The organism is Cupriavidus sp. 291-E7, from assembly GCF_057798835.1.
The window spans coordinates 578,716-599,197 of sequence record NZ_JBYOJV010000002.1; the positions used below are offsets into that span (position 1 = coordinate 578,716).

General features: G+C 62.5%; 21 protein-coding genes. 19 read left to right on the forward strand and 2 right to left on the reverse strand.

The window, feature by feature from the left end; genetic code table 11:
• The first annotated feature begins 4 nt into the window (after nt 1-4).
• The 19 genes from plsX to nagZ all read left to right on the forward strand — a co-directional run bounded on the left by plsX (nt 5) and on the right by nagZ (nt 18,474).
• A complete protein-coding gene (gene plsX, locus AC3FLX_RS05700; RefSeq protein WP_488694613.1) occupies nt 5-1,084 on the forward strand; it encodes a phosphate acyltransferase PlsX in 1,080 nt (359 codons plus the stop codon).
• Between the two features lie 89 nt (nt 1,085-1,173).
• Nucleotides 1,174-2,154, forward strand: a complete 981-nt coding sequence (locus tag AC3FLX_RS05705) for a beta-ketoacyl-ACP synthase III (protein ID WP_488694614.1) — start codon at nt 1,174-1,176, stop codon at nt 2,152-2,154.
• Nucleotides 2,155-2,226: 72 nt separating this feature from the next.
• A complete protein-coding gene (fabD, locus tag AC3FLX_RS05710) occupies nt 2,227-3,162 on the forward strand; it encodes an ACP S-malonyltransferase (RefSeq protein WP_488694616.1) in 936 nt (311 codons plus the stop codon).
• A 13-nt stretch (nt 3,163-3,175) separates the two neighbouring features.
• Nucleotides 3,176-3,925 (forward strand): 3-oxoacyl-ACP reductase FabG, encoded by a 750-nt coding sequence (gene fabG / locus AC3FLX_RS05715; RefSeq protein WP_488694617.1) that lies wholly within the window; start codon nt 3,176-3,178, stop codon nt 3,923-3,925.
• A 169-nt stretch (nt 3,926-4,094) separates the two neighbouring features.
• Nucleotides 4,095-4,334 carry an acyl carrier protein gene (gene acpP, locus AC3FLX_RS05720; RefSeq protein ID WP_008644813.1) on the forward strand — a complete coding sequence of 80 codons (240 nt, stop codon included), beginning with the start codon at nt 4,095-4,097 and terminating at the stop codon, nt 4,332-4,334.
• A 208-nt stretch (nt 4,335-4,542) separates the two neighbouring features.
• Nucleotides 4,543-5,775, forward strand: coding sequence for a beta-ketoacyl-ACP synthase II (gene fabF, locus AC3FLX_RS05725; RefSeq protein ID WP_488694618.1), 1,233 nt, complete (start codon nt 4,543-4,545; stop codon nt 5,773-5,775).
• 266 nt (nt 5,776-6,041) lie between these two features.
• Nucleotides 6,042-6,641, forward strand: coding sequence for an RNA polymerase sigma factor RpoE (rpoE, locus tag AC3FLX_RS05730; RefSeq protein WP_488694620.1), 600 nt, complete (start codon nt 6,042-6,044; stop codon nt 6,639-6,641).
• A gap of 103 nt (nt 6,642-6,744) precedes the next feature.
• Nucleotides 6,745-7,395 carry a sigma-E factor negative regulatory protein gene (locus AC3FLX_RS05735; protein ID WP_488694622.1) on the forward strand — a complete coding sequence of 217 codons (651 nt, stop codon included), beginning with the start codon at nt 6,745-6,747 and terminating at the stop codon, nt 7,393-7,395.
• 8 nt (nt 7,396-7,403) lie between these two features.
• Nucleotides 7,404-8,483 carry a MucB/RseB C-terminal domain-containing protein gene (locus tag AC3FLX_RS05740; protein ID WP_488694624.1) on the forward strand — a complete coding sequence of 360 codons (1,080 nt, stop codon included), beginning with the start codon at nt 7,404-7,406 and terminating at the stop codon, nt 8,481-8,483.
• A 130-nt stretch (nt 8,484-8,613) separates the two neighbouring features.
• On the forward strand, nt 8,614-10,104 hold the full coding sequence (locus tag AC3FLX_RS05745; protein WP_488694626.1) for a DegQ family serine endoprotease: 1,491 nt from the start codon (nt 8,614-8,616) through the stop codon (nt 10,102-10,104).
• Between the two features lie 273 nt (nt 10,105-10,377).
• Nucleotides 10,378-12,171 (forward strand): translation elongation factor 4, encoded by a 1,794-nt coding sequence (gene lepA, locus AC3FLX_RS05750; RefSeq protein ID WP_488694628.1) that lies wholly within the window; start codon nt 10,378-10,380, stop codon nt 12,169-12,171.
• A gap of 60 nt (nt 12,172-12,231) precedes the next feature.
• On the forward strand, nt 12,232-13,131 hold the full coding sequence (gene lepB, locus AC3FLX_RS05755) for a signal peptidase I (protein ID WP_488694630.1): 900 nt from the start codon (nt 12,232-12,234) through the stop codon (nt 13,129-13,131).
• A 134-nt stretch (nt 13,132-13,265) separates the two neighbouring features.
• On the forward strand, nt 13,266-13,586 hold the full coding sequence (locus AC3FLX_RS05760) for a DUF4845 domain-containing protein (protein ID WP_488694632.1): 321 nt from the start codon (nt 13,266-13,268) through the stop codon (nt 13,584-13,586).
• A 4-nt stretch (nt 13,587-13,590) separates the two neighbouring features.
• A complete protein-coding gene (gene rnc / locus AC3FLX_RS05765; RefSeq protein WP_092594258.1) occupies nt 13,591-14,361 on the forward strand; it encodes a ribonuclease III in 771 nt (256 codons plus the stop codon).
• The gene (era, locus tag AC3FLX_RS05770; RefSeq protein ID WP_488694635.1) at nt 14,358-15,296 is read left to right on the forward strand and encodes a GTPase Era; all 939 of its coding nucleotides are present in this window, start codon (nt 14,358-14,360) and stop codon (nt 15,294-15,296) included. Before rnc ends, era begins: the two co-directional genes overlap by 4 nt.
• A 5-nt stretch (nt 15,297-15,301) precedes the next feature.
• The gene (gene recO / locus AC3FLX_RS05775) at nt 15,302-16,183 is read left to right on the forward strand and encodes a DNA repair protein RecO (RefSeq protein ID WP_488694637.1); all 882 of its coding nucleotides are present in this window, start codon (nt 15,302-15,304) and stop codon (nt 16,181-16,183) included.
• Between the two features lie 27 nt (nt 16,184-16,210).
• A complete protein-coding gene (gene pdxJ, locus AC3FLX_RS05780; protein WP_488694639.1) occupies nt 16,211-16,993 on the forward strand; it encodes a pyridoxine 5'-phosphate synthase in 783 nt (260 codons plus the stop codon).
• Nucleotides 16,990-17,418: a holo-ACP synthase gene (acpS, locus tag AC3FLX_RS05785; RefSeq protein ID WP_488694641.1), complete on the forward strand. Its 429-nt coding sequence runs from the start codon at nt 16,990-16,992 to the stop codon at nt 17,416-17,418. Before pdxJ ends, acpS begins: the two co-directional genes overlap by 4 nt.
• A 6-nt stretch (nt 17,419-17,424) precedes the next feature.
• Nucleotides 17,425-18,474, forward strand: coding sequence for a beta-N-acetylhexosaminidase (gene nagZ, locus AC3FLX_RS05790; protein ID WP_488694643.1), 1,050 nt, complete (start codon nt 17,425-17,427; stop codon nt 18,472-18,474).
• Between the two features lie 78 nt (nt 18,475-18,552).
• On the opposite strand, the gene efp is transcribed toward nagZ, so the two are convergent.
• Together efp and earP are read right to left on the reverse strand one after the other, a co-directional pair.
• A complete protein-coding gene (gene efp, locus AC3FLX_RS05795; protein WP_488694645.1) occupies nt 18,553-19,113 on the reverse strand; it encodes an elongation factor P in 561 nt (186 codons plus the stop codon).
• Nucleotides 19,114-19,244: 131 nt separating this feature from the next.
• Nucleotides 19,245-20,396: an elongation factor P maturation arginine rhamnosyltransferase EarP gene (earP, locus tag AC3FLX_RS05800; RefSeq protein ID WP_488694647.1), complete on the reverse strand. Its 1,152-nt coding sequence runs from the start codon at nt 20,394-20,396 to the stop codon at nt 19,245-19,247.
• Between the last annotated feature and the right edge of the window lie 86 nt (nt 20,397-20,482).

Sequence of the window (20,482 nt, forward strand, 5' to 3'; positions counted from 1 at the left end):
AACAATGACGATCAAGCTCGCTATCGACTGCATGGGCGGTGATCACGGAGTCTCCGTGACAGTGCCGGCGGCGATCAGTTTTCTTTCCCGTCACGACGACGCCGAGATGATCCTCGTCGGCTTGCCTGACGCTATCGGCGCGCAGCTGAAAAAGCTGCACGCAAGCGATCATCCACGCGTGACCATCGTGCCCGCGACCGAAGTCATCACGATGGATGACCCGGTGGAAGTGGCGCTGCGCAAGAAGAAGGACTCTTCGATGCGCGTGGCCGTGACGCAAGTCAAGGAAGGCAAGGCCGGCGCCTGTATTTCCGCTGGCAACACTGGCGCACTGATGGCGGTTTCGCGCTATGTGCTCAAGACGCTCGAAGGCATCGAGCGTCCGGCCATCGCCACCACGATTCCCAATGAGCAAGGCTGGGGCACCACGGTGCTGGATCTCGGCGCCAATGCCGACTGCGAGCCGGAGCACCTGCTGCAGTTCGCGCGCATGGCCGAGGCTATGGTCGCGGTGGTGGACCACAAGGACCACCCCACGGTGGGCCTGCTCAATATTGGCGAGGAAGTGATCAAGGGCAACGAGGTGGTGAAGGCCGCCGGCGAGCTGCTGCGCACTTCCGGACTGAACTTCTACGGCAACGTGGAAGGCAACGACATCTTCAAGGGCACGACCGATATCGTCGTGTGCGACGGCTTCGTCGGCAATGTGGCGCTCAAGAGCACCGAAGGCCTGGCCAAGATGATCGGCAGCATGATCAAGGAAGAATTCACGCGCTCATGGTTCACCAAGCTGCTGGCGGCCGTGGCAATGCCGGTGCTGTCGCGCCTGGCGCGTCGGCTCGACCCCGCGCGCTATAACGGCGCATCGCTGCTGGGCCTGCGTGGGCTCGTGATCAAGAGCCACGGTTCCGCGGATGCCCATTCTTTTGAGTGGGCGATCAAACGCGGGTATGATGCGGCCAGAAATGGCGTCATCGAGCGCATCGCCAAGGCCTTCGCCAACAAGTCCGGTGCCGCTGGCGCCGCGACGGCTGGCCCGGAGACAGACTCACCGGACCCACATTCCGATACCCGTGCCGCCTGAGGCCGCGCGCCCGTCAGGGCGGGTGGCTGGACGGTCCGCCTGATGGCCCGGCCACGGTGGACTGGCGAGCACCACGATCCGACATACTCATGACCAAGTACGCAAAAATCATCGGCACGGGGAGCTACCTGCCTCCGCGGCGCGTCACGAATCACGACCTGGCCGCACAGCTTGCCGAGAAGGGTATCGAGACCAGCGACGAGTGGATCGTCTCGCGCAGCGGCATTTCGGCGCGCCACTGGGCCGAGCCTGATGTCACGTCGAGCGATCTGGCCGTCAAGGCCGCCGAGCAGGCAATTGCCGCGGCCGGTATCGACCGCCAGGATATCGATCTGATCATCGTGGCCACGTCGACGCCCGACTTTGTGTTTCCGAGCACCGCCTGTCTGGTGCAGCAGAAGCTTGGCATCGCCAACAACTGCGCGGCGTTCGACCTGCAGGCCGTCTGCTCGGGGTTCGTCTATGCGCTGGCGACCGCTGACAAGTTCATCCGCAGCGGTTCGCACAAGAACGTGCTCGTGATTGGTGCGGAAGTGTTCTCGCGCATTCTCGATTTCAACGACCGTACCACTTGCGTGCTGTTTGGCGACGGCGCCGGCGCCGTGGTGCTGTCCGCTTCGGACGAGCCTGGCATCCTGTCGTCGGCCATGCATTCCGACGGCAACTATGTCGATATCCTGTGCGTGCCCGGCCATGTGTCCGGCGGCGCTATTACCGGCAACGCCTTCCTGTACATGGATGGTCAGGCGGTATTCAAGCTGGCAGTGACCGTGCTGGACAAGGTGGCGCGCGAGGCGATTGCCGCGGCCGAGATGCAGGCCGATGAAATCGACTGGCTGATCCCGCACCAGGCCAACATCCGCATCATGCAGGGCACGGCCAAGAAGCTGGGCCTGCCGAGCGAGCGCATGGTGGCTACGGTGCACGAACATGGCAACACGTCGGCTGCATCGATTCCGCTGGCACTGGACGTGGCCGTGCGCGATGGCCGCATCAAGCCCGGCCAGACGGTGCTGATGGAAGGCGTCGGCGGCGGCTTCACCTGGGGCGCGGTGCTGCTGCGCATGTAATATGCGGCCGGTGCGAGTTGCCAGCCGGTGCCGCACCGTTCGACAAGATGAATAGCTAGGATTGGATTTCCGATGAAATTCGCATTCGTATTCCCCGGACAGGGTTCGCAGGCGGTTGGCATGCTGAACGCGTTTGCCGATAACCCCGTGGTGCGCGCCACGCTCGAGGAAGCCTCGACGGCGCTGGGCCAGGACATCGGCAAGCTGATTGCCGAAGGCCCTGCGGAAGAGCTGAACCTGACGACCAACACGCAGCCGGTCATGCTGACCGCCGCGGTTGCCGTGTACCGTGCCTGGCTCGATGCCGGCGGTCCCGCACCGGCCCTGGTGGCCGGCCACAGCCTCGGCGAGTATTCGGCGCTGGTGGCGGCGGGCGTGATCCCGTTCGCGGACGCCGTGCCGCTGGTGCGCTTCCGTGCGCAAGCCATGCAGGAAGCCGTGCCGGTGGGCGAGGGCGGGATGGCAGCCATCCTGGGCCTGTCCGATGACGACGTCCGCGCGGCATGTGCCGAAGCGGCGGCGGCCGGTGCCGGCGTGGTGGAAGCCGTGAACTTCAATGCCCCGGCGCAGGTCGTGATCGCGGGCCACAAGGGTGCGGTGGAGAAGGCCTGCGAAATCGCCAAGGGCAAGGGCGCCAAGCGCGCGCTGCCGCTGCCGGTTTCGGCCCCGTTCCACTCATCGCTGTTGAAGCCTGCCTCGGATCGCCTGCGCGATCGCATGGCCGGCCTGGCATTTGCCGCGCCGTCGATTCCGCTGGTCAACAACGTGGATGTGGCCATCGTCAACGATCCGGCCCAGATCAAGGATGCGCTGGTACGCCAGGCCGCGGCGCCCGTGCGCTGGGTGGAGTGCGTGCAGAAGATGGCGGCCGAAGGCGTGACTCACGTGATCGAATGCGGTCCGGGTAAAGTGCTGGCCGGCATGACCAAGCGCATCGACGGCAACCTCGTCGGTGGTGCAATCTTCGATCCGGCATCGCTGCAGGAAACGCTGGCGCTGCTGAAATAAGAAAGGGAACGAGATGAGCAAGACTCTGGAAAATCAGGTCGCGCTGGTGACTGGCGCCTCGCGCGGCATCGGACGTGCCATTGCGCTGGAACTCGCCCGCCAGGGTGCCACGGTTATCGGCACGGCCACGAGCGAATCGGGCGCTGCCGGCATCGGTGAATACCTGTCGGCCGAAGGCCTGAAGGGCAACGGTGTGGTGCTGAACGTGAACGATGCCGCGCGCTGCGAAGCCGTGATCGACGAGATCGTGAAGACGCACGGCGGCCTGGCGGTGCTGGTGAACAACGCCGGCATCACGCAGGATCAGCTGGCCATGCGCATGAAGGACGACGACTGGACCGCAGTCATCGACACCAACCTGACCGCGGTGTTCCGCCTGGCGCGCGCCGTGCTGCGCCCGATGATGAAGGCCCGCGGTGGACGTATCATCAACATCACGTCGGTGGTCGGCTCGACGGGCAACCCGGGGCAGATGAACTACGCGGCGGCCAAGGCCGGCGTTGAAGGCATGACCCGCGCGCTGGCAGCCGAAATCGGCAGCCGCAACGTGACGGTGAACTGCGTGGCGCCTGGCTTTATCGATACCGATATGACCAAGGTCCTGTCGGACGAACAGCACGCCGCCCTGAAGACGCGCATTCCGTTGGGCCGTCTGGGTCAGCCGGAAGACATCGCCAACGCGGTGGCGTTCCTGGCCGGACCGCAGGCCGCCTACATCACGGGCACTACGCTGCACGTGAATGGCGGCATGTACATGAATTGAGGATTTGAGCCGGCTTCGGTTTCGAGGGAGAAGCCGAAAGAAGCCGGTTGAAGCAGCTGTTTTTGAAACCAATCGGGCGCGATTCTTGCAAAGATTGGCAGGCGGATTTTTTGTGGTCTAAACCTGCTAAAATGCGCCCACTTTTTGTCGAACTTCCCTGGAGGGTTACATGGACAATATCGAACAACGCGTCAAGAAAATCGTGGCTGAACAGCTTGGCGTGGCCGAGGCAGATATCAAGAACGAATCGTCGTTCGTGAATGATCTCGGTGCGGACTCGCTGGACACGGTTGAACTCGTGATGGCGTTGGAAGATGAATTCGGCATGGAAATTCCGGATGAGGAAGCCGAGAAGATCACGACCGTGCAACAAGCCATCGACTACGCTACCGCGCACGTCAAGGCCTAAGCCGTCGTCATCATATTCCGAGCCACAGAAGGCGCATGGGCGGGGCCGTCACGGTCCTGTCATGCCGTTTTCTGTGGCTTTCGTCTGTTCGAAGAAGCTGAATCGGAAAGATCTCAAGCAGCGTGTGCCGCATGACATTGTTTGTCGGCAGACCCCGGGAGATCCTGAAGCATTCCGGTTCCACTTCACGCACTCGTAGGAAAAAATAGTGAGCCGTCGTCGCGTCGTCGTCACTGGGCTTGGCCTTGTGTCTCCGGTCGGAAACACGGTTGCCGAAGGCTGGGCCAACCTGGTTGCCGGCAAGTCCGGCATTGCCACCGTTACCAAATTCGATCACTCCGCCCTGGCTGTGCATTTCGCCGGCGAAGTGAAGGGCTTCAACGCCGAGGATTACATCCCGGCCAAGGAAGCCCGCAATATGGATACCTTTATCCATTTCGGCATTGCAGCCGGTACGCAGGCGCTGAAGGATAGCGGCCTGGAAATTACCGAGGCCAATGCCGAGCGCGTCGGCGTGCTGGTCGGTTCCGGCATCGGCGGTCTGCCGATGATCGAAGACACCCAGATGACGCTGGCCAACCGCGGTCCGCGCCGGATTTCGCCGTTCTTCGTGCCGGGTTCGATCATCAACATGATCTCGGGCCACCTGTCGATCATCCACGGCCTTAAGGGCCCGAACCTGGCGGCCGTGACGGCCTGCACGACCGGCCTGCACAGCATCGGTCTGGCTGCCCGCCTGATCCAGGCTGGCGACGCCGACGTGATGGTGGCCGGTGGCGCTGAATCGACGGTTTCCCCGCTGGGCATCGGTGGTTTTGCCGCGGCCCGCGCACTGTCGACCCGCAATGAAGATCCGGCAACCGCTTCGCGTCCCTGGGACGAGGACCGTGATGGCTTCGTGCTGGGCGAGGGTGCCGGTGTGATGGTGCTGGAAGAGTACGAGTCCGCCAAGGCGCGCGGCGCACGCATCTACGCCGAGCTCGTGGGCTTTGGCATGAGCGGCGACGCCTTCCATATGACCGCCCCGAACACCGACGGCCCGCGCCGTTGCATGGTGGCGGCACTGAAGGATGCCGGTGTGAACGCGGACGAGGTGAATTACCTCAACGCGCACGGCACGTCGACGCCGCTGGGCGACAAGAACGAATCCGACGCTATCAAGCTGGCCCTGGGCGATGCCGCCTACAAGGTCGCCGTCAATTCGACCAAGTCGATGACCGGCCACCTGCTGGGTGGTGCCGGTGGCCTGGAATCGGTCTTCACGGTGCTGGCGCTCCATAACCAGGTGTCGCCGCCGACCATCAACATCTTCAACCAGGATCCCGAGTGCGACCTGGACTACGTGGCCAACACGGCGCGCGACATGAAGATCGATGTGGCTGTGAAGAACAACTTCGGCTTTGGCGGCACCAACGGCACGCTGGTTTTCCGCCGTATCTGACCCGCGCGACACCAATCGCGCAATGCCGGGGCCTGTTGCAATGCCAATGGGCTCCGGCCCCATCCCGCATCTCCCCAGATCGTTCCGCCGTGGCGTTACGGGGTTGCACGCAGGTGCAACCGCAGTGGGCGGCGATGGAACCAAATTGCGTAGCCACGGTCACAGAATGCGCTTTGCAACACCCGATGGCGCACCGATCGTAGGTAAAATACAACGCTTGTCGTGACGACGAAACCAAGAGATACACTGCAGCAGGTGAACCATTCGTGAGCGAACGCGAAGCCGATCAGCTTCTAGTTGAACGCGTCCAGCAGGGCGACAAGAAGGCCTTTGAGCTGCTGGTGGTCAAGTACCACCGCAAGATCATCCGCCTGATCTCGCGCCTTGTCCGTGATCCCGCCGAAGTGGAGGATGTGGCGCAGGATGCCTTTATCAAGGCATACCGCGCCTTGCCCCAGTTCAGGGGGGAGTCCGCCTTCTACACCTGGCTGTATCGGATCGCGGTCAACACCGCCAAGAACTACCTGGCTACCCAGGGGCGCCGACCGGAGGCGTCCAGCGATATCGATGCCGAAGAGGCTGAAACTTTTGCGGGCGGTGAACAACTAAGGGATATCAATACGCCGGAGTCCATGCTGCACACGCGCCAGGTTGCCGATACGGTGAATCGCGCGATGGAAGCATTGCCGGAGGAATTACGCACCGCCATCACGCTGCGCGAGATCGAAGGCCTCAGCTATGAGGAGATCGCGGAGGCGATGGGGTGCCCGATCGGTACGGTGCGTTCACGGATTTTCCGGGCGCGCGAAGCGATCGCAGAGAAATTGCGGCCCCTGCTGGGAACGGCAGAGGGCAAGCGGTGGTAAGTGAGAATGTCGTGCAGCCAGCGTTGCAGCCTATTCCTGCATCGATAAACGACAAGCAGTGACGGGATTTATCGGTGTTTTATGGAATTTCTTGGGGTTGGAAATGGGTCAGGCTCATAAGCAGTCGGTTCATGTAATGGAAGCAGCGGAGCAGATCTCCATCCTGATGGACGGAGAACTGACGGCGCACGAAGTCGACGCGGCACTCAGTATCGCCAAAGACGATACCGGGATGGCCGACTGGTCGATGTATCAACTGATCGGTGACACGCTGCGGTCTGAAGAACTGACGCACGCGGGGTCGACCTCCGATTTTCTTTCCCGGTTTTCCGCAACGCTCGAGGCCGAGCCGCACGTGCTGGTTCCGGCCGTGGCCGCCGCGGGCCGCCATCGCCTGCTGGTGCGCCCGTCGTGGGTCCGCCGCGTGATGCCCGGCACCGCAATTGCCGCCGCCGTGGCAGCGGTCAGCTGGGTGGTCGTGCCGCAGATGCGTGGCCCGGCCGATGCCGGTGCACCGGATGCGATCGTGGCGCGTGTCGAGCAACTGCCGGGTGGTGCGATGAAGGCAGGCGCCCCCGCGGCGCCGGGCGGTATCGTCACGGTGTCGGCGGACAACGCGCAGATGATCCGTGATCCGCGACTCGATGAATACCTGCGTGCGCATCGCACGTCCGTGGCAACGGATGCCTTTGTGCCGACCATGCGCACGGTGGCCAACGGTGCCAACTTCTCCCAGGATAATTCGCAGGAATAATGCCGGACATGCATAAAGGACGGTCGCCCGCCGATGTAGCGGGCGTACACGGAAAGAAGGGCCTGCGGAGGTCCTTTTTTCTGGCCTTGTGTCTGACCGCTGCCGCAGCTACCGCGCAGCCGTCCGACAGCACGCTGAATCGACGCGATGCCACCGCGTGGCTCAACAAGATCCACCGCGCCGCTCAGCGCGAGAACTACGTCGGCACGCTGATTTATCAGCGCGGCAGCGTCATGCACGCCTCGCGGATCCAGCACTACAGCGACCTCGTGAACAACGAGTACGAGCGGCTGGAAACGCTCGACGGCAAGCCGCGCGAAGTGCTGCGTCAGAACGATGTGGTGCACAGCCTGATCCCGGAAGCCAAGCTCGTCGTGATCGAGAAGCAGGAGGCGAAAGACCGTTTCCCTGCGCTGCTGGCCACGAACAAGAGCGATGTGCTCGATCTCTATGACATGCGCAAGCTGCCGGCTGAGCGCGTTGCCGGTGTCGAGTGCGAGGTGTTCGCGCTGGAGCCGCACGATACGGCCCGTTATGCGGTGCGCCTGTGGGCGGACAAGAATTCCGGCCTGTTGATGCGTGCGCAGACGATCGGCGAGGGCGGCAAGGTGCTGGAGCAGGTGGCTTTCTCGCAGGTCGATATTGGCGTGCCATCCGACAAGCAGCGCATCCTGAATGCGATCAAGGGTGCCAGTTCGTGGAATCACTACGAAGTCAGCTACCAGTCAGCGAATATCGCCGATGAAGGGTGGACGATCAACAGCCCGATCAAGGGCTTTCAGAAGATTCGCGAGGTGCGTCGTCCGTTGGGCGAGCTACGCGCGCCCACGCAAGGCAGCAAGCCTGCCGGTGTGTTCGAGGTACTGCAGGTTGTGTACAGCGACGGCCTGACCGGATTGTCGGTGTTCATCGAGCCGGTATCGGAACAACGTGCCCGCCGTGAGGGCGTGGCTTCACTAGGTGCCACCCAGGTGGTGGTGCGGCGGGTGTCCGACTACTGGATCACGGTAGTTGGCGAAGTCCCCGCGGCAACCGTGAAGCAGTTCGCGGCCGGCGTGGAGTATCGCCCTCCCAAGGCGTTACACTGAGCAGATTCTTGGCGTGGCGGCGGGGCAGCGAATCCCGCGCCGGACCACCAGGCAGTACGCTTCGCAGGTGCCCCCCGGCCAGCCTGCCGCGAAGCATCCGTTTCTCGCTGATTCTCCCGGGAGTTCGTCGATGATTTCCAGATCCCCTGCCCTGGCGCGGGCTATGGTCATGGTGGCCATGCTCGTGCTTGGCCCGGCCGTTTCCGAACTGGGCCATGCCCAGGCTGCGGCCTCGAATTACAACCTGCCTGATTTCACCGATCTGGTTGAAAAGGCCAGTCCTGCCGTGGTCAATATCCGCACCACGGAGCGGGTCCGGGCGCGCGGCAATTCGCCTGAAGACGATGAGATGGCCGAGTTCTTCCGCCGTTTCTTTGGCGTGCCGATGCCTGGTGCTCCTACGCCGCCGCGCCGTGGCCAGCCGCAGACGCCGCCCCAGGGCGAGGAGCAGAGCCGCGGCGTGGGTTCGGGTTTCATCATCAGCCAGGATGGCTATGTGATGACCAACGCCCACGTGGTGGCTGACGCCGAGACCATCTACGTCACGCTGCCCGACAAGCGGGAGTTCAAGGCCAAGCTGATCGGTTCGGACAAACGTACCGATGTGGCGCTGCTCAAGATCGAGGCGTCCGGGCTGCCGCGCCTGGCGCTGGGCGATTCGGACAAGATCCGTCCGGGCGAATGGGTGCTGGCCATCGGTTCGCCGTTCGGCCTCGATAACAGCGTCACCGCCGGCATCGTGTCAGCCAAGGGGCGCGATACGGGCGACTACCTGCCGTTCATCCAGACCGATGTGGCTGTGAATCCCGGCAATTCGGGCGGTCCGCTGATCAACCTGCGAGGCGAAGTCATCGGCATCAACTCGCAGATCTATAGCCGCAGCGGTGGCTACATGGGCATTTCGTTCGCGATTCCGATCGACGAAGCCATGCGGGTGACCGAGCAGCTCAAGGCGAATGGCAAGGTCACACGCGGGCGTATTGCCGTGGCGATCAGCGATGTTTCCAAGGAAGCCGCCGATTCGCTGGGCCTGGGTCGTGCCCGAGGCGCACTGGTGGGCAGCGTCGAACCGGGTGGTCCGGCCGAGAAGGCCGGTATCGAGGCCGGCGATATCATCCTGAAGTTCAACGGCCGCGACATCGAGAAGGCTTCGGATCTGCCGCGTATGGTCGGCGACACCAAGCCCGGCACGCGCGTGCCGTTGCAGGTGTGGCGCAAGGGGCAGACACGCGAGGTGCAGATCACTGTGGCCGAGCTTGAGCCGGACAATGCCAAGGCGGCGGCACGAAAGGGTGATCGTCGTGGCAACAGTGGCGGAGAGGAGCAGCAGGCGGCAAAACCGAACGCGCTGGGCCTGGTCGTCAACGACATTGCCGAGGCAAAGCTGCGTGAACTGAAGATCAAGTCGGGGGTGGAAGTCGATACGGCCGATGGCCCCGCGGCCCGCGCCGGCATCCGGCCTGGTGACATCATCCTGCGTCTGGGCGATACCGACGTGACCGGCGCCCGCCAGTTCAATGACCTCGTCAAGGTGCTGGACAAGAACCGGATGGCGGCCGTGTTTGTGCGTCGTGGCGACGCCACCCAGGTACTGACGCTGCGCCCGAGTCAGGGCCGCTAAGTATCGCGGAGACCCGCGACGGCCGTGATCCGGCCGTTTTCAGGCCAGACGATCGCGCCGGAAGCCCTCCGGCGCGATCGTTTTTTGGCGGGGTGCGCAAGGCGCCATCCCGGAGGGCCATCAGCCAGCCCTCGCAGAGGCATTTCGCGCGACGGAAGTCCTTGAAAATCCGGTAAAATCGCGGATTGGCGCAAAACCGTGCGCCCCACCTTTTTTGCCGCTCCGGTGCCATCATGACTTGCCCGGCAGCGCTGGCGTTTTCCAGATCACTAGATGGACCATATTCGTAATTTCTCGATCATTGCCCACATCGACCACGGCAAATCCACCTTGGCCGACCGGATCATTCAGCGCTGCGGCGGGCTGTCCGATCGGGAAATGGAAGCGCAGGTGCTCGATTCGATGGACATCGAGAAAGAGCGCGGCATTACCATCAAGGCCCAGACCGCAGCCCTGAGCTACAAGGCGCGCGACGGCCAGGTCTACAACCTGAACCTGATCGACACGCCGGGGCATGTGGACTTCAGCTACGAAGTCAGCCGCTCGCTGTCGGCCTGCGAAGGCGCACTGCTCGTGGTGGACGCGTCGCAGGGTGTGGAAGCCCAGACCGTTGCCAACTGCTACACCGCGATCGAACTCGGCGTGGAAGTGGTGCCGGTGCTCAACAAGATCGACCTGCCGCAGGCCGATCCGGACAACGCCAAGCAAGAAATCGAAGACGTCATCGGCATCGACGCCAGTGACGCCACGCCGTGCTCGGCCAAGACCGGCCAGGGCGTGGAGGACGTCATCGAGGCGCTGATCGCCAAGGTGCCGCCGCCCAAGGGCGACGCCGCCGCGCCGCTGCAGGCCCTGATCATCGACTCGTGGTTCGACAACTACGTCGGTGTGGTGATGCTGGTGCGCGTCGTCAATGGCACGCTGCGTACCAAGGACAAGATCCTGCTGATGGCTACGGGCGCGCAGCACCTGGTGGAGCAGGTGGGCGTGTTCTCGCCGAAGTCGGTCCAGCGCGACGCGCTGACGGCGGGGCAGGTGGGTTTTGTGATCGCCGGCATCAAGGAACTGAAGGCCGCCAAGGTGGGCGACACGATCACCACGACCGCACGCCGCGCCGAGGCACCGCTGCCGGGCTTCAAGGAAGTCAAGCCGCAGGTGTTCGCCGGTTTGTACCCGGTGGAGTCCAACCAGTACGAAGCGCTGCGCGAATCGCTGGAAAAGCTGCGGCTGAACGATGCGTCGCTGCAGTTCGAACCGGAAGTGTCGCAGGCGCTCGGTTTCGGCTTCCGCTGCGGCTTCCTGGGCCTGCTGCACATGGAAATCGTGCAGGAGCGCCTGGAGCGCGAATTCGACATGGACCTGATCACGACGGCGCCGACCGTGGTCTATCAGGTGCAGCTGCGTGACGGCACGATGGTGACCGTTGAGAATCCGGCCAAGATGCCCGATCCGAGCAAGATCGAGGCAATCCTGGAGCCGATCGTCACGGTGAACCTGTACATGCCGCAGGATTACGTCGGCTCGGTGATCACGCTGTGCACGCAGAAGCGCGGCTCGCAGATCAACATGAGCTACCACGGCAAGCAGGTGCAGCTGACCTACGAAATTCCGATGGCGGAGATCGTCATGGATTTCTTTGACCGCCTGAAATCGGTCTCGCGCGGTTATGCGTCGATGGATTACGAGTTCAAGGAATATCGCCCGTCGGATGTGGTCAAGGTCGATATCCTGATCAACAGCGACAAGGTCGACGCACTGTCCGTGATCGTGCACCGCTCGAACTCGCAATATCGCGGGCGCGAGGTGGCAGCCAAGATGCGCGAAATCATTCCGCGCCAGATGTATGACGTGGCCATCCAGGCGGCCATCGGCTCGAACATCATTGCGCGTGAAAACGTCAAGGCGCTGCGCAAGAACGTGCTGGCGAAGTGCTACGGCGGCGATATCTCCCGTAAGAAGAAGCTGCTGGAAAAGCAGAAGGCTGGCAAGAAGCGCATGAAGCAGGTGGGAACTGTGGAAATCCCGCAGGAGGCCTTCCTGGCGATCCTGCAGGTGGACGACAAGTAAGCGCGCGACTGGCCATAACAAGCTGGCAATACCAATAAATCGACATCACTCCAAGCCGTCATGAATTTTGCACTGATCCTTTTCGTGCTGGTCGTCATTACGGGCATTGCCTGGGTTGCTGACAAGCTGGTATTCGAGCGCCAGCGCCGCAGCGTGACGCAGTTGGCCCTGGCCGAGTTCGACTCTCAGCGTCAGTACACGCAGGCGGGGCAGGGCACGGCGGAGCTGGATCGCTCGCGCGCGAAGCTGGCCGAGGAAAAAATGCGCCAGCCGTGGTGGCTTGAATATTCGGCAAGCTTTTTCCCGGTGATCCTGGCCGTGTTCGTGCTGCGATCGTTCGTGGTGGAGCCGTTCAAGATTCCGTCCGGCTCGATGATCCCGACGCTGCTGATCGGCGACTTCATTCTGGTGAACAAGTACGACTACGGCATTCGCCTGCCCGTGGTGAACAAGAAGATCATCGATGTTGGCGAGCCGCAACGTGGCGACGTGATGGTGTTCCGTTACCCGAAGGATGAGTCGCTCGACTACATCAAGCGTGTGGTCGGGGTGCCGGGCGACGTGGTGCGTTACGAAAACAAGAAGCTGACGATCAATGGCAAGCCGGCGGAGTACAGCCAGCTGCCGGACTATCTGGACGAAGAGCGTCTGGCCTATTCGAAGCATTTCACCGAAAAGCTGCCGGGCGGACCTGAACATGGCATTCTGAACGACGCGGACCGGCCGGCTTTTGTGGCAGGTGCCGATCCTGATTTTCCGTTCCGCGAAAACTGCACTTACAATCAGCAGGGACTGACGTGTAAAGTGCCGGAAGGTCACTATTTCGTCATGGGGGATAACCGTGACAACAGCCTGGATTCCCGATACTGGGGCTTTGTGCCGGACAAGAACATCGTCGGCAAAGCGTTCATGATCTGGATGAATCTGGGCAATTTCGGGCGCGTGGGATCGTTCAAGTAATCGCTCGTCGATAGCTCGACGGTACTACGCAGCGCAAAACACTCAAAAACGAGGGCAGCGCGATGGGTCAGAAGTTTTGGGGTAATCGGGGGAAAGTCCGTGGTTTTGTGGTTAAAAAATCACGTGGATTTTCGATGGGTTCACTGCTGATCGTGGTTATTCTGGTAGGCGCGGTGGCTTTGCCGGCGCTGAAGTCGATACCGAGCGCGCTGGAGTATTTCTCGGTCAAGCGTGCCGTCAACTATGCCAAGGACCGGGCGTCCAACCGCAAGGATGTGGCCGCCAATTTCGACAAGCAGGCCCAGATCGACAATATCACCTCGATCCGGGGCGAGGATCTGGATGTGAATGAGGACGATACCGGGCGTATTCGCTCCATCGGCTTCGAATACCGGACCGAAGTGAAGGTCTACGGACCATTGAGTTTTTTGATTACCTATTCGGGAACGCAGTAAAGACATGACCCTCGACGCCTTGCAGCAACGTCTCGGCTACCGATTCAGCAAGCCCGAATTGCTGCAGCAGGCGCTCACGCATCGCAGTCATAGCGCGCAGCACAATGAGCGGCTCGAATTCCTGGGCGATTCGGTGCTGAACTGCGCGGTGGCCGACATGCTGTATGGCATGTTCGGCAAGCTGGACGAGGGCGATCTGTCGCGCGTGCGGGCCAATCTGGTCAAGCAGCAGGCGCTGTACGAGATCGCCCAGATGCTGCAGCTGTCCGATGCGCTGCGCCTTGGCGAAGGCGAGTTGAAGAGCGGTGGTTTCCGTCGCCCCTCGATACTCGCGGATGCGCTCGAGGCCATTGTCGGCGCGGTGTTCCTCGATAGCGGATTCGATGCCGCCCGGGCATTGATCCGCAAGCTGTATATCCCCATTCTGGAGCAGGTGGATCCTCGCACGCTGGGCAAGGATGCCAAAACGCTGCTCCAGGAGTACCTGCAGGGCCACAAGATCGCCTTGCCGCAGTACAACGTCATCGCTACACACGGTGCGGCGCATAGCCAGCAATTTGAAGTCGAGTGCATCGTGCCTAAACTGGAGGTGCGCGTGTTCGGCACTGGCGCGTCGCGCCGCGCGGCCGAGCAGGCGGCGGCCAAGCTCGCGCTTGATGAAGTCCAGAAGCTCGTGCCCCAGTTGCTCAAGCGCAGCCGTGCCGAGCGCACGGGCAAGACGCGCAAGCAGCCGGTGCCACCGGATCCCCAGTTGTCTCTCAGGTTGAAGGAATGACCGATTCTCTCCCTCCGCAGCAGGACGCTGCGGAACCGTCCGGTGCCCCGGCATTCCGCTGCGGCACCGTGGCCATCGTTGGCCGTCCCAACGTCGGCAAGTCCACGTTGATGAATGCGCTGGTTGGCCAGAAGATCAGTATCACGTCGCGCAAGGCGCAGACCACACGCCATCGGATCGTCGGTATTCAGACCACGGACGATACGCAGTATGTTTTTGCCGATACCCCGGGCTTCCAGACGCGCCATGCCAGCGCGCTGAACCGCTCGCTGAACCGCGCTGTCACGTCGACGCTGTCGTCGGTGGACGTGGTGCTGTTCGTCGTCGAAGCCGGCTATTTCGGCGCCGACGATGAAAAGGTGCTGTCGCTGCTGCCGAAGAATGTGCCCGTGCTGCTGGTCTGCAACAAGCTCGACCGCATCGGCGAAGGCCGCTCCGAAGTGATGATGCCGTTCCTGGAACAGATGGGGCAGCGCTTTCCGTTTACGGAAGTGGTGCCGATGTCGGCCAAGACGCGCGATCATATCCAGCGCCTGTTGGGCATCATCCGGCCGTTCCTGCCCGAAGGCGAGCCGATGTACGACGTCGACGCGATGACCGACCGGAGCGAGCGCTTCCTGGCGTCGGAAATCATTCGCGAGAAGGTATTCCGCTGGACTGGCGACGAGCTGCCGTACACGAGCACTGTCGTGATCGACAAGTTTGAAACGGAAGGCCGGCTGCGTCGGATCTTTGCCACGATCCTGGTCGAGCGCGATGCGCACAAGGCGATGATCATCGGCAACAAGGGCAGCAAGCTCAAGCAGATTTCCACCGAGGCGCGCCTCGACATGGAAAAGCTGTTCGATGGCAAGGTCTACCTGGAGATGTGGATCAAGGTCAAGAGCGGCTGGGCCGACAACGAAGCTGGATTGCGGGCCTACGGCTACGAGTGACCAGGATGCCTGACGTGCGCCGCGCCGCGCCGCGTGCGCGCAGCGCCGATCCAATCGCCGAGGAAGCCGCCGAGGTGCTGGAGTCCGGGGCAATCCCGGCACTGAATCCGGCCGTGGCGGCGGGGCGCGAGATGATGGACCGCGCGATGCGCATCGTGCCGGCCCGTTCGGAACTTCGCGTGGCCAACGAGGCGGGATTCGTGCTGCACGCCTATCCTTACCGCGAAACGAGTCTGATCCTGGACGTCTTCACGCGCGATCACGGCCGCATGGCGATGGTCGCCAAGGGCGCCAAGCGTCCGCATTCCGCACTGCGCGCCGTGCTGCAGCATTTTCATCCGATCTCGTTGTCGTGGACCGGGCGTGGCGAAGTCAAGACGCTGACCAAGGCCGAGTACATGGGCGGCTTGCTGCCGCTGTCGGGCGACGCACTGCTGTCCGGCTTCTACCTGAACGAGCTGCTGCTGCGATTCTGCCCGCGCGAGGACGCGCATCCGGCACTGTTCAAGCACTACATGATCACGCTGACGCGGCTGGCGCACGGCGAATCGGCCAGCCTGGTGCTGCGCAGCTTCGAGCGCGTGCTGCTGCAGGAGACCGGCTTTGCCGTGGCGTTCGACCAGTGCATCAAGACTGGAGAGCGCGTGCAGCCGGGGCTGGATTACGTTTATCAGCCTGAGCGTGGCGTGCGGCGCGCCCATGCGAGCGATCCATCGAGCTGGCCGGTGGTGTCGGGCCAGACCCTGCTCGACATGGGGCAGGACGACTACGCGCGCGCGCAGACCGTTACGCAAAGCCGCGCCCTGATGCGGTTCCTGCTGCATTATTATTTGCAGGGTGAGCCGCTGAAAACGCGCCAGATCCTGATCGATCTGCAGTACCTTTGATTCCCTAATTCCTCTGAGCAAGCTGGCATGATCTTCCACGCGAATCCCGGGGTCATCGACCTTGGCGTCAATATCGATCACGTTGCCACGCTGCGTAATGCGCGCGGCACTGTCTATCCCGATCCGATTCAGGCTGCGCTGCAGGCCGAAGAAGCCGGCGCAGACCTGATTACGCTGCACCTGCGCGAGGATCGCCGCCATATCCGCGATGCCGATGTGCGCGCGCTGCGGCCCAAGCTGGCCACGCGCATGAATCTGGAGTGCGCGATTACGTCCGAGATGCTCGACATCGCGTGCGAGATCAAGCCGCAGGACGTGTGCCTGGTGCCGGAGAAGCGCGAGGAAGTGACCACCGAAGGCGGCCTCGACGTGGTCGGTCACTTCGAGCAGGTCAGTGCCGCGTGCCGTCAGCTGGCCGATGCGGGCATCCGTGTTTCGCTGTTCATCGATGCGGATCCTGAGCAGATTGCCGCCGCCGCGGCGTGCAAGGCCCCGGTCATCGAGATTCATACGGGCGCCTATGCCGATGCCCATACGGCCGATGCGCAAGAAGCGGAGTTCCTGCGCGTGGCCGAGGGCGTGAACGCCGGCCAGAAGCATGGACTGGTTGTGAACGCCGGCCACGGCCTGCACTACACGAACGTGCAGCGCATTGCGGCGCTGCCGGGTATCAAAGAGCTGAACATCGGGCATGCCATCGTTGCGCACGCGGTGTTTGTCGGCTGGCAGAATGCGGTGCGCGAGATGAAGGCGATCATGGTGGCCGCGCGCCTGGGCACCCGTTATCCCGTACCGGGGCAGTCCGCGTGATCTACGGGATCGGCACCGACATCATCCAGATCGATCGCGTGCAGGGCGTGATGGACCGCACGCGCGGCCGCTTTGCCGAAAAAGTACTCGGCCCGCGCGAGCTGAAGGTCTACCACGCACGCAAGGCGCGCTCGGAAAAGCGCGGCCTGGCATTCCTTGCCACCCGCTTCGCCGCCAAGGAGGCCTTCTCGAAGGCCATCGGCCTGGGCATGCGTTGGCCGATGAGCTGGCGCGCAATGGAGCTCCTGAACCTGCCGTCGGGCGAGCCGACGCCGCAATGCACGGGCGAACTTGCCGAATGGGTGCGGGAACGCGGCCTGACGATTCGTGTCAGTGTCAGCGATGAACATGACTATGCGGTCGCCTTTGCGATCGCGGAGCGGACTGGTCAGGCTGGTCCGCTGCCTGAACCTGCCTCGAACTGAATCGATATGAATAAGAAATTGACCGGCAAGCGCCCGGGTCCCGTGGTGCTCGACGTCGTGGGCAAGCAGCTCAATGCGGAAGATGAGCGTCGCATCGCGCATCCGCTCACTGGTGGCGTCATCCTGTTCGCGCGCAACTTCGAATCGCGCGCGCAACTGGTTGCGTTGACCCGCGCCATTCGCAATGTCCGGGACGATGTGCTGATCTGCATCGACCATGAAGGCGGACGCGTGCAGCGCGCGAAGACCGATGGTTTTACGCACCTGCCGGCAATGGCCAAGCTCGGTCAATTGTGGGATCGCGATGTACTGCTGGCTACCAAGGCCGCCATCGCCTGCGGCTATGTGCTGGCCGCCGAACTGCGGGCTTGTGACGTCGACCTGAGCTTTACGCCGGTGCTGGACCTGGATTTTGGTCGCAGTGGCGTGATTGGCGATCGCGCCTTCCATACGGACCCGCGCGTGGTCACGATGCTGGCCAACCATCTGACGCATGGTCTGCTGCTGGCGGGCATGACCAACTGCGGCAAGCATTTTCCTGGGCACGGCTACGTGGAAGCCGATTCGCATGTTGCGGTGCCGGTTGATGAACGGACGCTCGACGAAATCCTCGCGCACGACGCCAAGCCCTATGACTGGATGGGCCAGGCGCTGGCATCGGTCATGCCGGCCCACGTCATCTATCCGAAGGTGGACCCGAATCCGGCTGGTTTCTCTTCCTTCTGGCTGCAGGATGTCCTGCGCACGCAACTTGGCTTCGAGGGCGTGATTTTCAGCGACGACCTCAGCATGGAGGGTGCCAGCGTGGCCGGTACCGTCACGCAAGGCGCAAAGGCTGCGCTCGATGCGGGATGTGACATGGTATTGATCTGCAACAACCCTGAGAAGGCCGATCAACTGCTGACGGAGCTGGATGCGTCGATCAGCAAGACATCGCAGCGCCGTATTCGCAAGCTGTTTGGCCGCAGGAAGCCGCTTGACTGGAACAAGCTGCAACAGGAAGGGGAGTATCGCGCAGCGCTTCGCCTGTTGAAGGAGCTGGAGCTGATTGCCTGAGGCAGGTGGAGCGGCAAGGCAAAGCAAAACAAAAGGGCAGCCGAAGCTGCCCTTTTTTACTGCGTGGCGCCGTAAGACTTAGTTGGCGCGGCTGCGGTATTCGCCGGTGCGCGTGTCGATTTCGATCTTGTCACCGATGTTGCAGAACAGCGGCACTTGCAGTTCGAAGCCGGTGTTGATCTTGGCGCCCTTGAGCACCTTGCCCGACGAGGTGTCGCCCTTGACGGCCGGTTCCGTGTAGATGATTTCGCGGACCAGCGTGGTCGGCATTTCCACCGAGATGGCCTTGTCGTTGTAGAACACCACTTCCACGGCCATGCCGTCGTCGAGGTAGTTCAGCGCGTCGCCCATGCTGTCCTTCTCGACTTCGTACTGGTTGTACTCGGTGTCCATGAACACGTACATCGGGTCAGCGAAGTACGAGTACGTGCATTCGCGGCGCTCCAGCACGACCACTTCGAACTTGTCGTCGGCCTTGAAGACGGATTCGCCCGGGGCGTCCGTCAGCAGGTTCTTGTACTTCATCTTCACAACAGCGGCGTTACGGCCCGACTTGTTGTACTCGGCCTTTTGAACCACCATCGGGTCGGAACCGATCATGAACACGTTGCCGACGCGGAGTTCCTGTGCGATTTTCATCTGAACTGTCTTCCTGAAAAAAATGGTCCGGGAACGATGGATTCCCGGAAATCGGTATGGCGAAGGCGTGCAGCCGGCAGTTTGTTCTTGGCCTGGAAACCTGGCCCGCCATCAGTATTAAAATCAACCGGTTATTTTACCTGATTTTCGCTGAAGGCCACGAGATTCGCGGCCAGATCGCCCAAGTGCTGCAATTGCCTCTGCCAGCGGTCCATGCCGGCGGTCAGCGCCGGCAATTGCGCCTGCAACTGCGCCCAGTCGGGGTGCGTCCCATAACCGTTCCAGGCATGCGAGAACGCGGTTAGCGCGGCGGATGCCTCGGGTGCCACACCGGCGCGCGCAAAGCGCTCCAGCCAGGCATCGAGCTTGATGTGATGCGCCCGGTCATCCTGCGGATAGATGTGCCAGATCATTGGCCTGGCCGCCCAGTGCGCGCGCACGCACGAGTCTTCGCCGCGCACGAAATTGACGTCGCAGGTCCAGAGCAGTTCGTCGTAGTGTTCCTGACGGACGAACGGAATGCCGTGCACGATCAGGTTGCCGCGATAGTGCGTGGCGCCAGGCGTCAGCGCGGCGCCCAGCCATTGCTCGATCTGTCCGGCGGCGAGTCCCTGGGGGACGAAACACTCGATCGGGGTGCTGCCATCGCGCCATTGCTCCAGCAGCGCAGGCGTGGCCGGGTTGGCATACGCAAAGAAGCTGACCTTCAGGGTGTCGTGTGCCGGCTGCACGCCCAGCCGGTGCCACAGCGTGGCCTGCGCGGCGGGGCTGGTGCGGAAGGTGTCGCGCGATGCGCCGATCATCGATTCGCGCAAGAGGCCGCCGGTGCCGTGCGCAAAGCCGGGAAAGAAGAAATGCTTGGTCAGCGGTAGTCGCGGATGTGGCGACGCCATCGCGTGGTGCTCGCTGACCCAGTCCTCGGCACTCAGGTATTCCAGGTTGAGCCAGACCGGCTTGCGAGGCGCGGCCGCCATAGCTGTCAGGAACGATTCGGGCAAATGGCAGGCGAATGCCTCGATGACGACGTCATGCGGCGCGGGGGCGTCGAAAGGGGCGTCGGGGCGCGGATCCCAGCGATGCACGTCGACGCCGGCCAGGCGCTGACGCGTGGCGGCCGGGTCGATTTCCGGGGCCAGCCGGGCAAAGCTGCCCAGGTCATCCACCCAGAGGCGTACCGCGTGCCCGTGCTCTTGCGCCAGCTGGCGTGCCAGCCGCCAGCACACGCCGATGTCACCGAAGTTGTCGATGACCGTGCAGAAAATGTCCCAGGAGCGGATTGGCATGATACGGATGGCGTTGAAGACAAGACGAGAGCGGCCGTGCCGGAAGAAGTCCCGCGGGCGAATTGCTCTAAACTTGCGATTCTAGG

Bases quoted from the DNA above. Each gene is read 5' to 3' on its own strand.
- plsX (WP_488694613.1), top strand. From the start codon at position 5: ATGACGATCAAGCTCGCTATCGACTGCATGGGCGGTGATCACGGAGTC.
- AC3FLX_RS05705 (WP_488694614.1), top strand. From the start codon at position 1,174: ATGACCAAGTACGCAAAAATCATCGGCACGGGGAGCTACCTGCCTCCG.
- fabD (WP_488694616.1), top strand. From the start codon at position 2,227: ATGAAATTCGCATTCGTATTCCCCGGACAGGGTTCGCAGGCGGTTGGC.
- fabG (WP_488694617.1), top strand. From the start codon at position 3,176: ATGAGCAAGACTCTGGAAAATCAGGTCGCGCTGGTGACTGGCGCCTCG.
- acpP (WP_008644813.1), top strand. From the start codon at position 4,095: ATGGACAATATCGAACAACGCGTCAAGAAAATCGTGGCTGAACAGCTT.
- AC3FLX_RS05735 (WP_488694622.1), top strand. From the start codon at position 6,745: ATGGGTCAGGCTCATAAGCAGTCGGTTCATGTAATGGAAGCAGCGGAG.
- AC3FLX_RS05740 (WP_488694624.1), top strand. From the start codon at position 7,404: ATGCATAAAGGACGGTCGCCCGCCGATGTAGCGGGCGTACACGGAAAG.
- AC3FLX_RS05745 (WP_488694626.1), top strand. From the start codon at position 8,614: ATGATTTCCAGATCCCCTGCCCTGGCGCGGGCTATGGTCATGGTGGCC.
- lepA (WP_488694628.1), top strand. From the start codon at position 10,378: ATGGACCATATTCGTAATTTCTCGATCATTGCCCACATCGACCACGGC.
- lepB (WP_488694630.1), top strand. From the start codon at position 12,232: ATGAATTTTGCACTGATCCTTTTCGTGCTGGTCGTCATTACGGGCATT.
- AC3FLX_RS05760 (WP_488694632.1), top strand. From the start codon at position 13,266: ATGGGTTCACTGCTGATCGTGGTTATTCTGGTAGGCGCGGTGGCTTTG.
- rnc (WP_092594258.1), top strand. From the start codon at position 13,591: ATGACCCTCGACGCCTTGCAGCAACGTCTCGGCTACCGATTCAGCAAG.
- era (WP_488694635.1), top strand. From the start codon at position 14,358: ATGACCGATTCTCTCCCTCCGCAGCAGGACGCTGCGGAACCGTCCGGT.
- recO (WP_488694637.1), top strand. From the start codon at position 15,302: ATGCCTGACGTGCGCCGCGCCGCGCCGCGTGCGCGCAGCGCCGATCCA.
- pdxJ (WP_488694639.1), top strand. From the start codon at position 16,211: ATGATCTTCCACGCGAATCCCGGGGTCATCGACCTTGGCGTCAATATC.
- nagZ (WP_488694643.1), top strand. From the start codon at position 17,425: ATGAATAAGAAATTGACCGGCAAGCGCCCGGGTCCCGTGGTGCTCGAC.
- efp (WP_488694645.1), bottom strand. From the start codon at position 19,113: ATGAAAATCGCACAGGAACTCCGCGTCGGCAACGTGTTCATGATCGGT.
- earP (WP_488694647.1), bottom strand. From the start codon at position 20,396: ATGCCAATCCGCTCCTGGGACATTTTCTGCACGGTCATCGACAACTTC.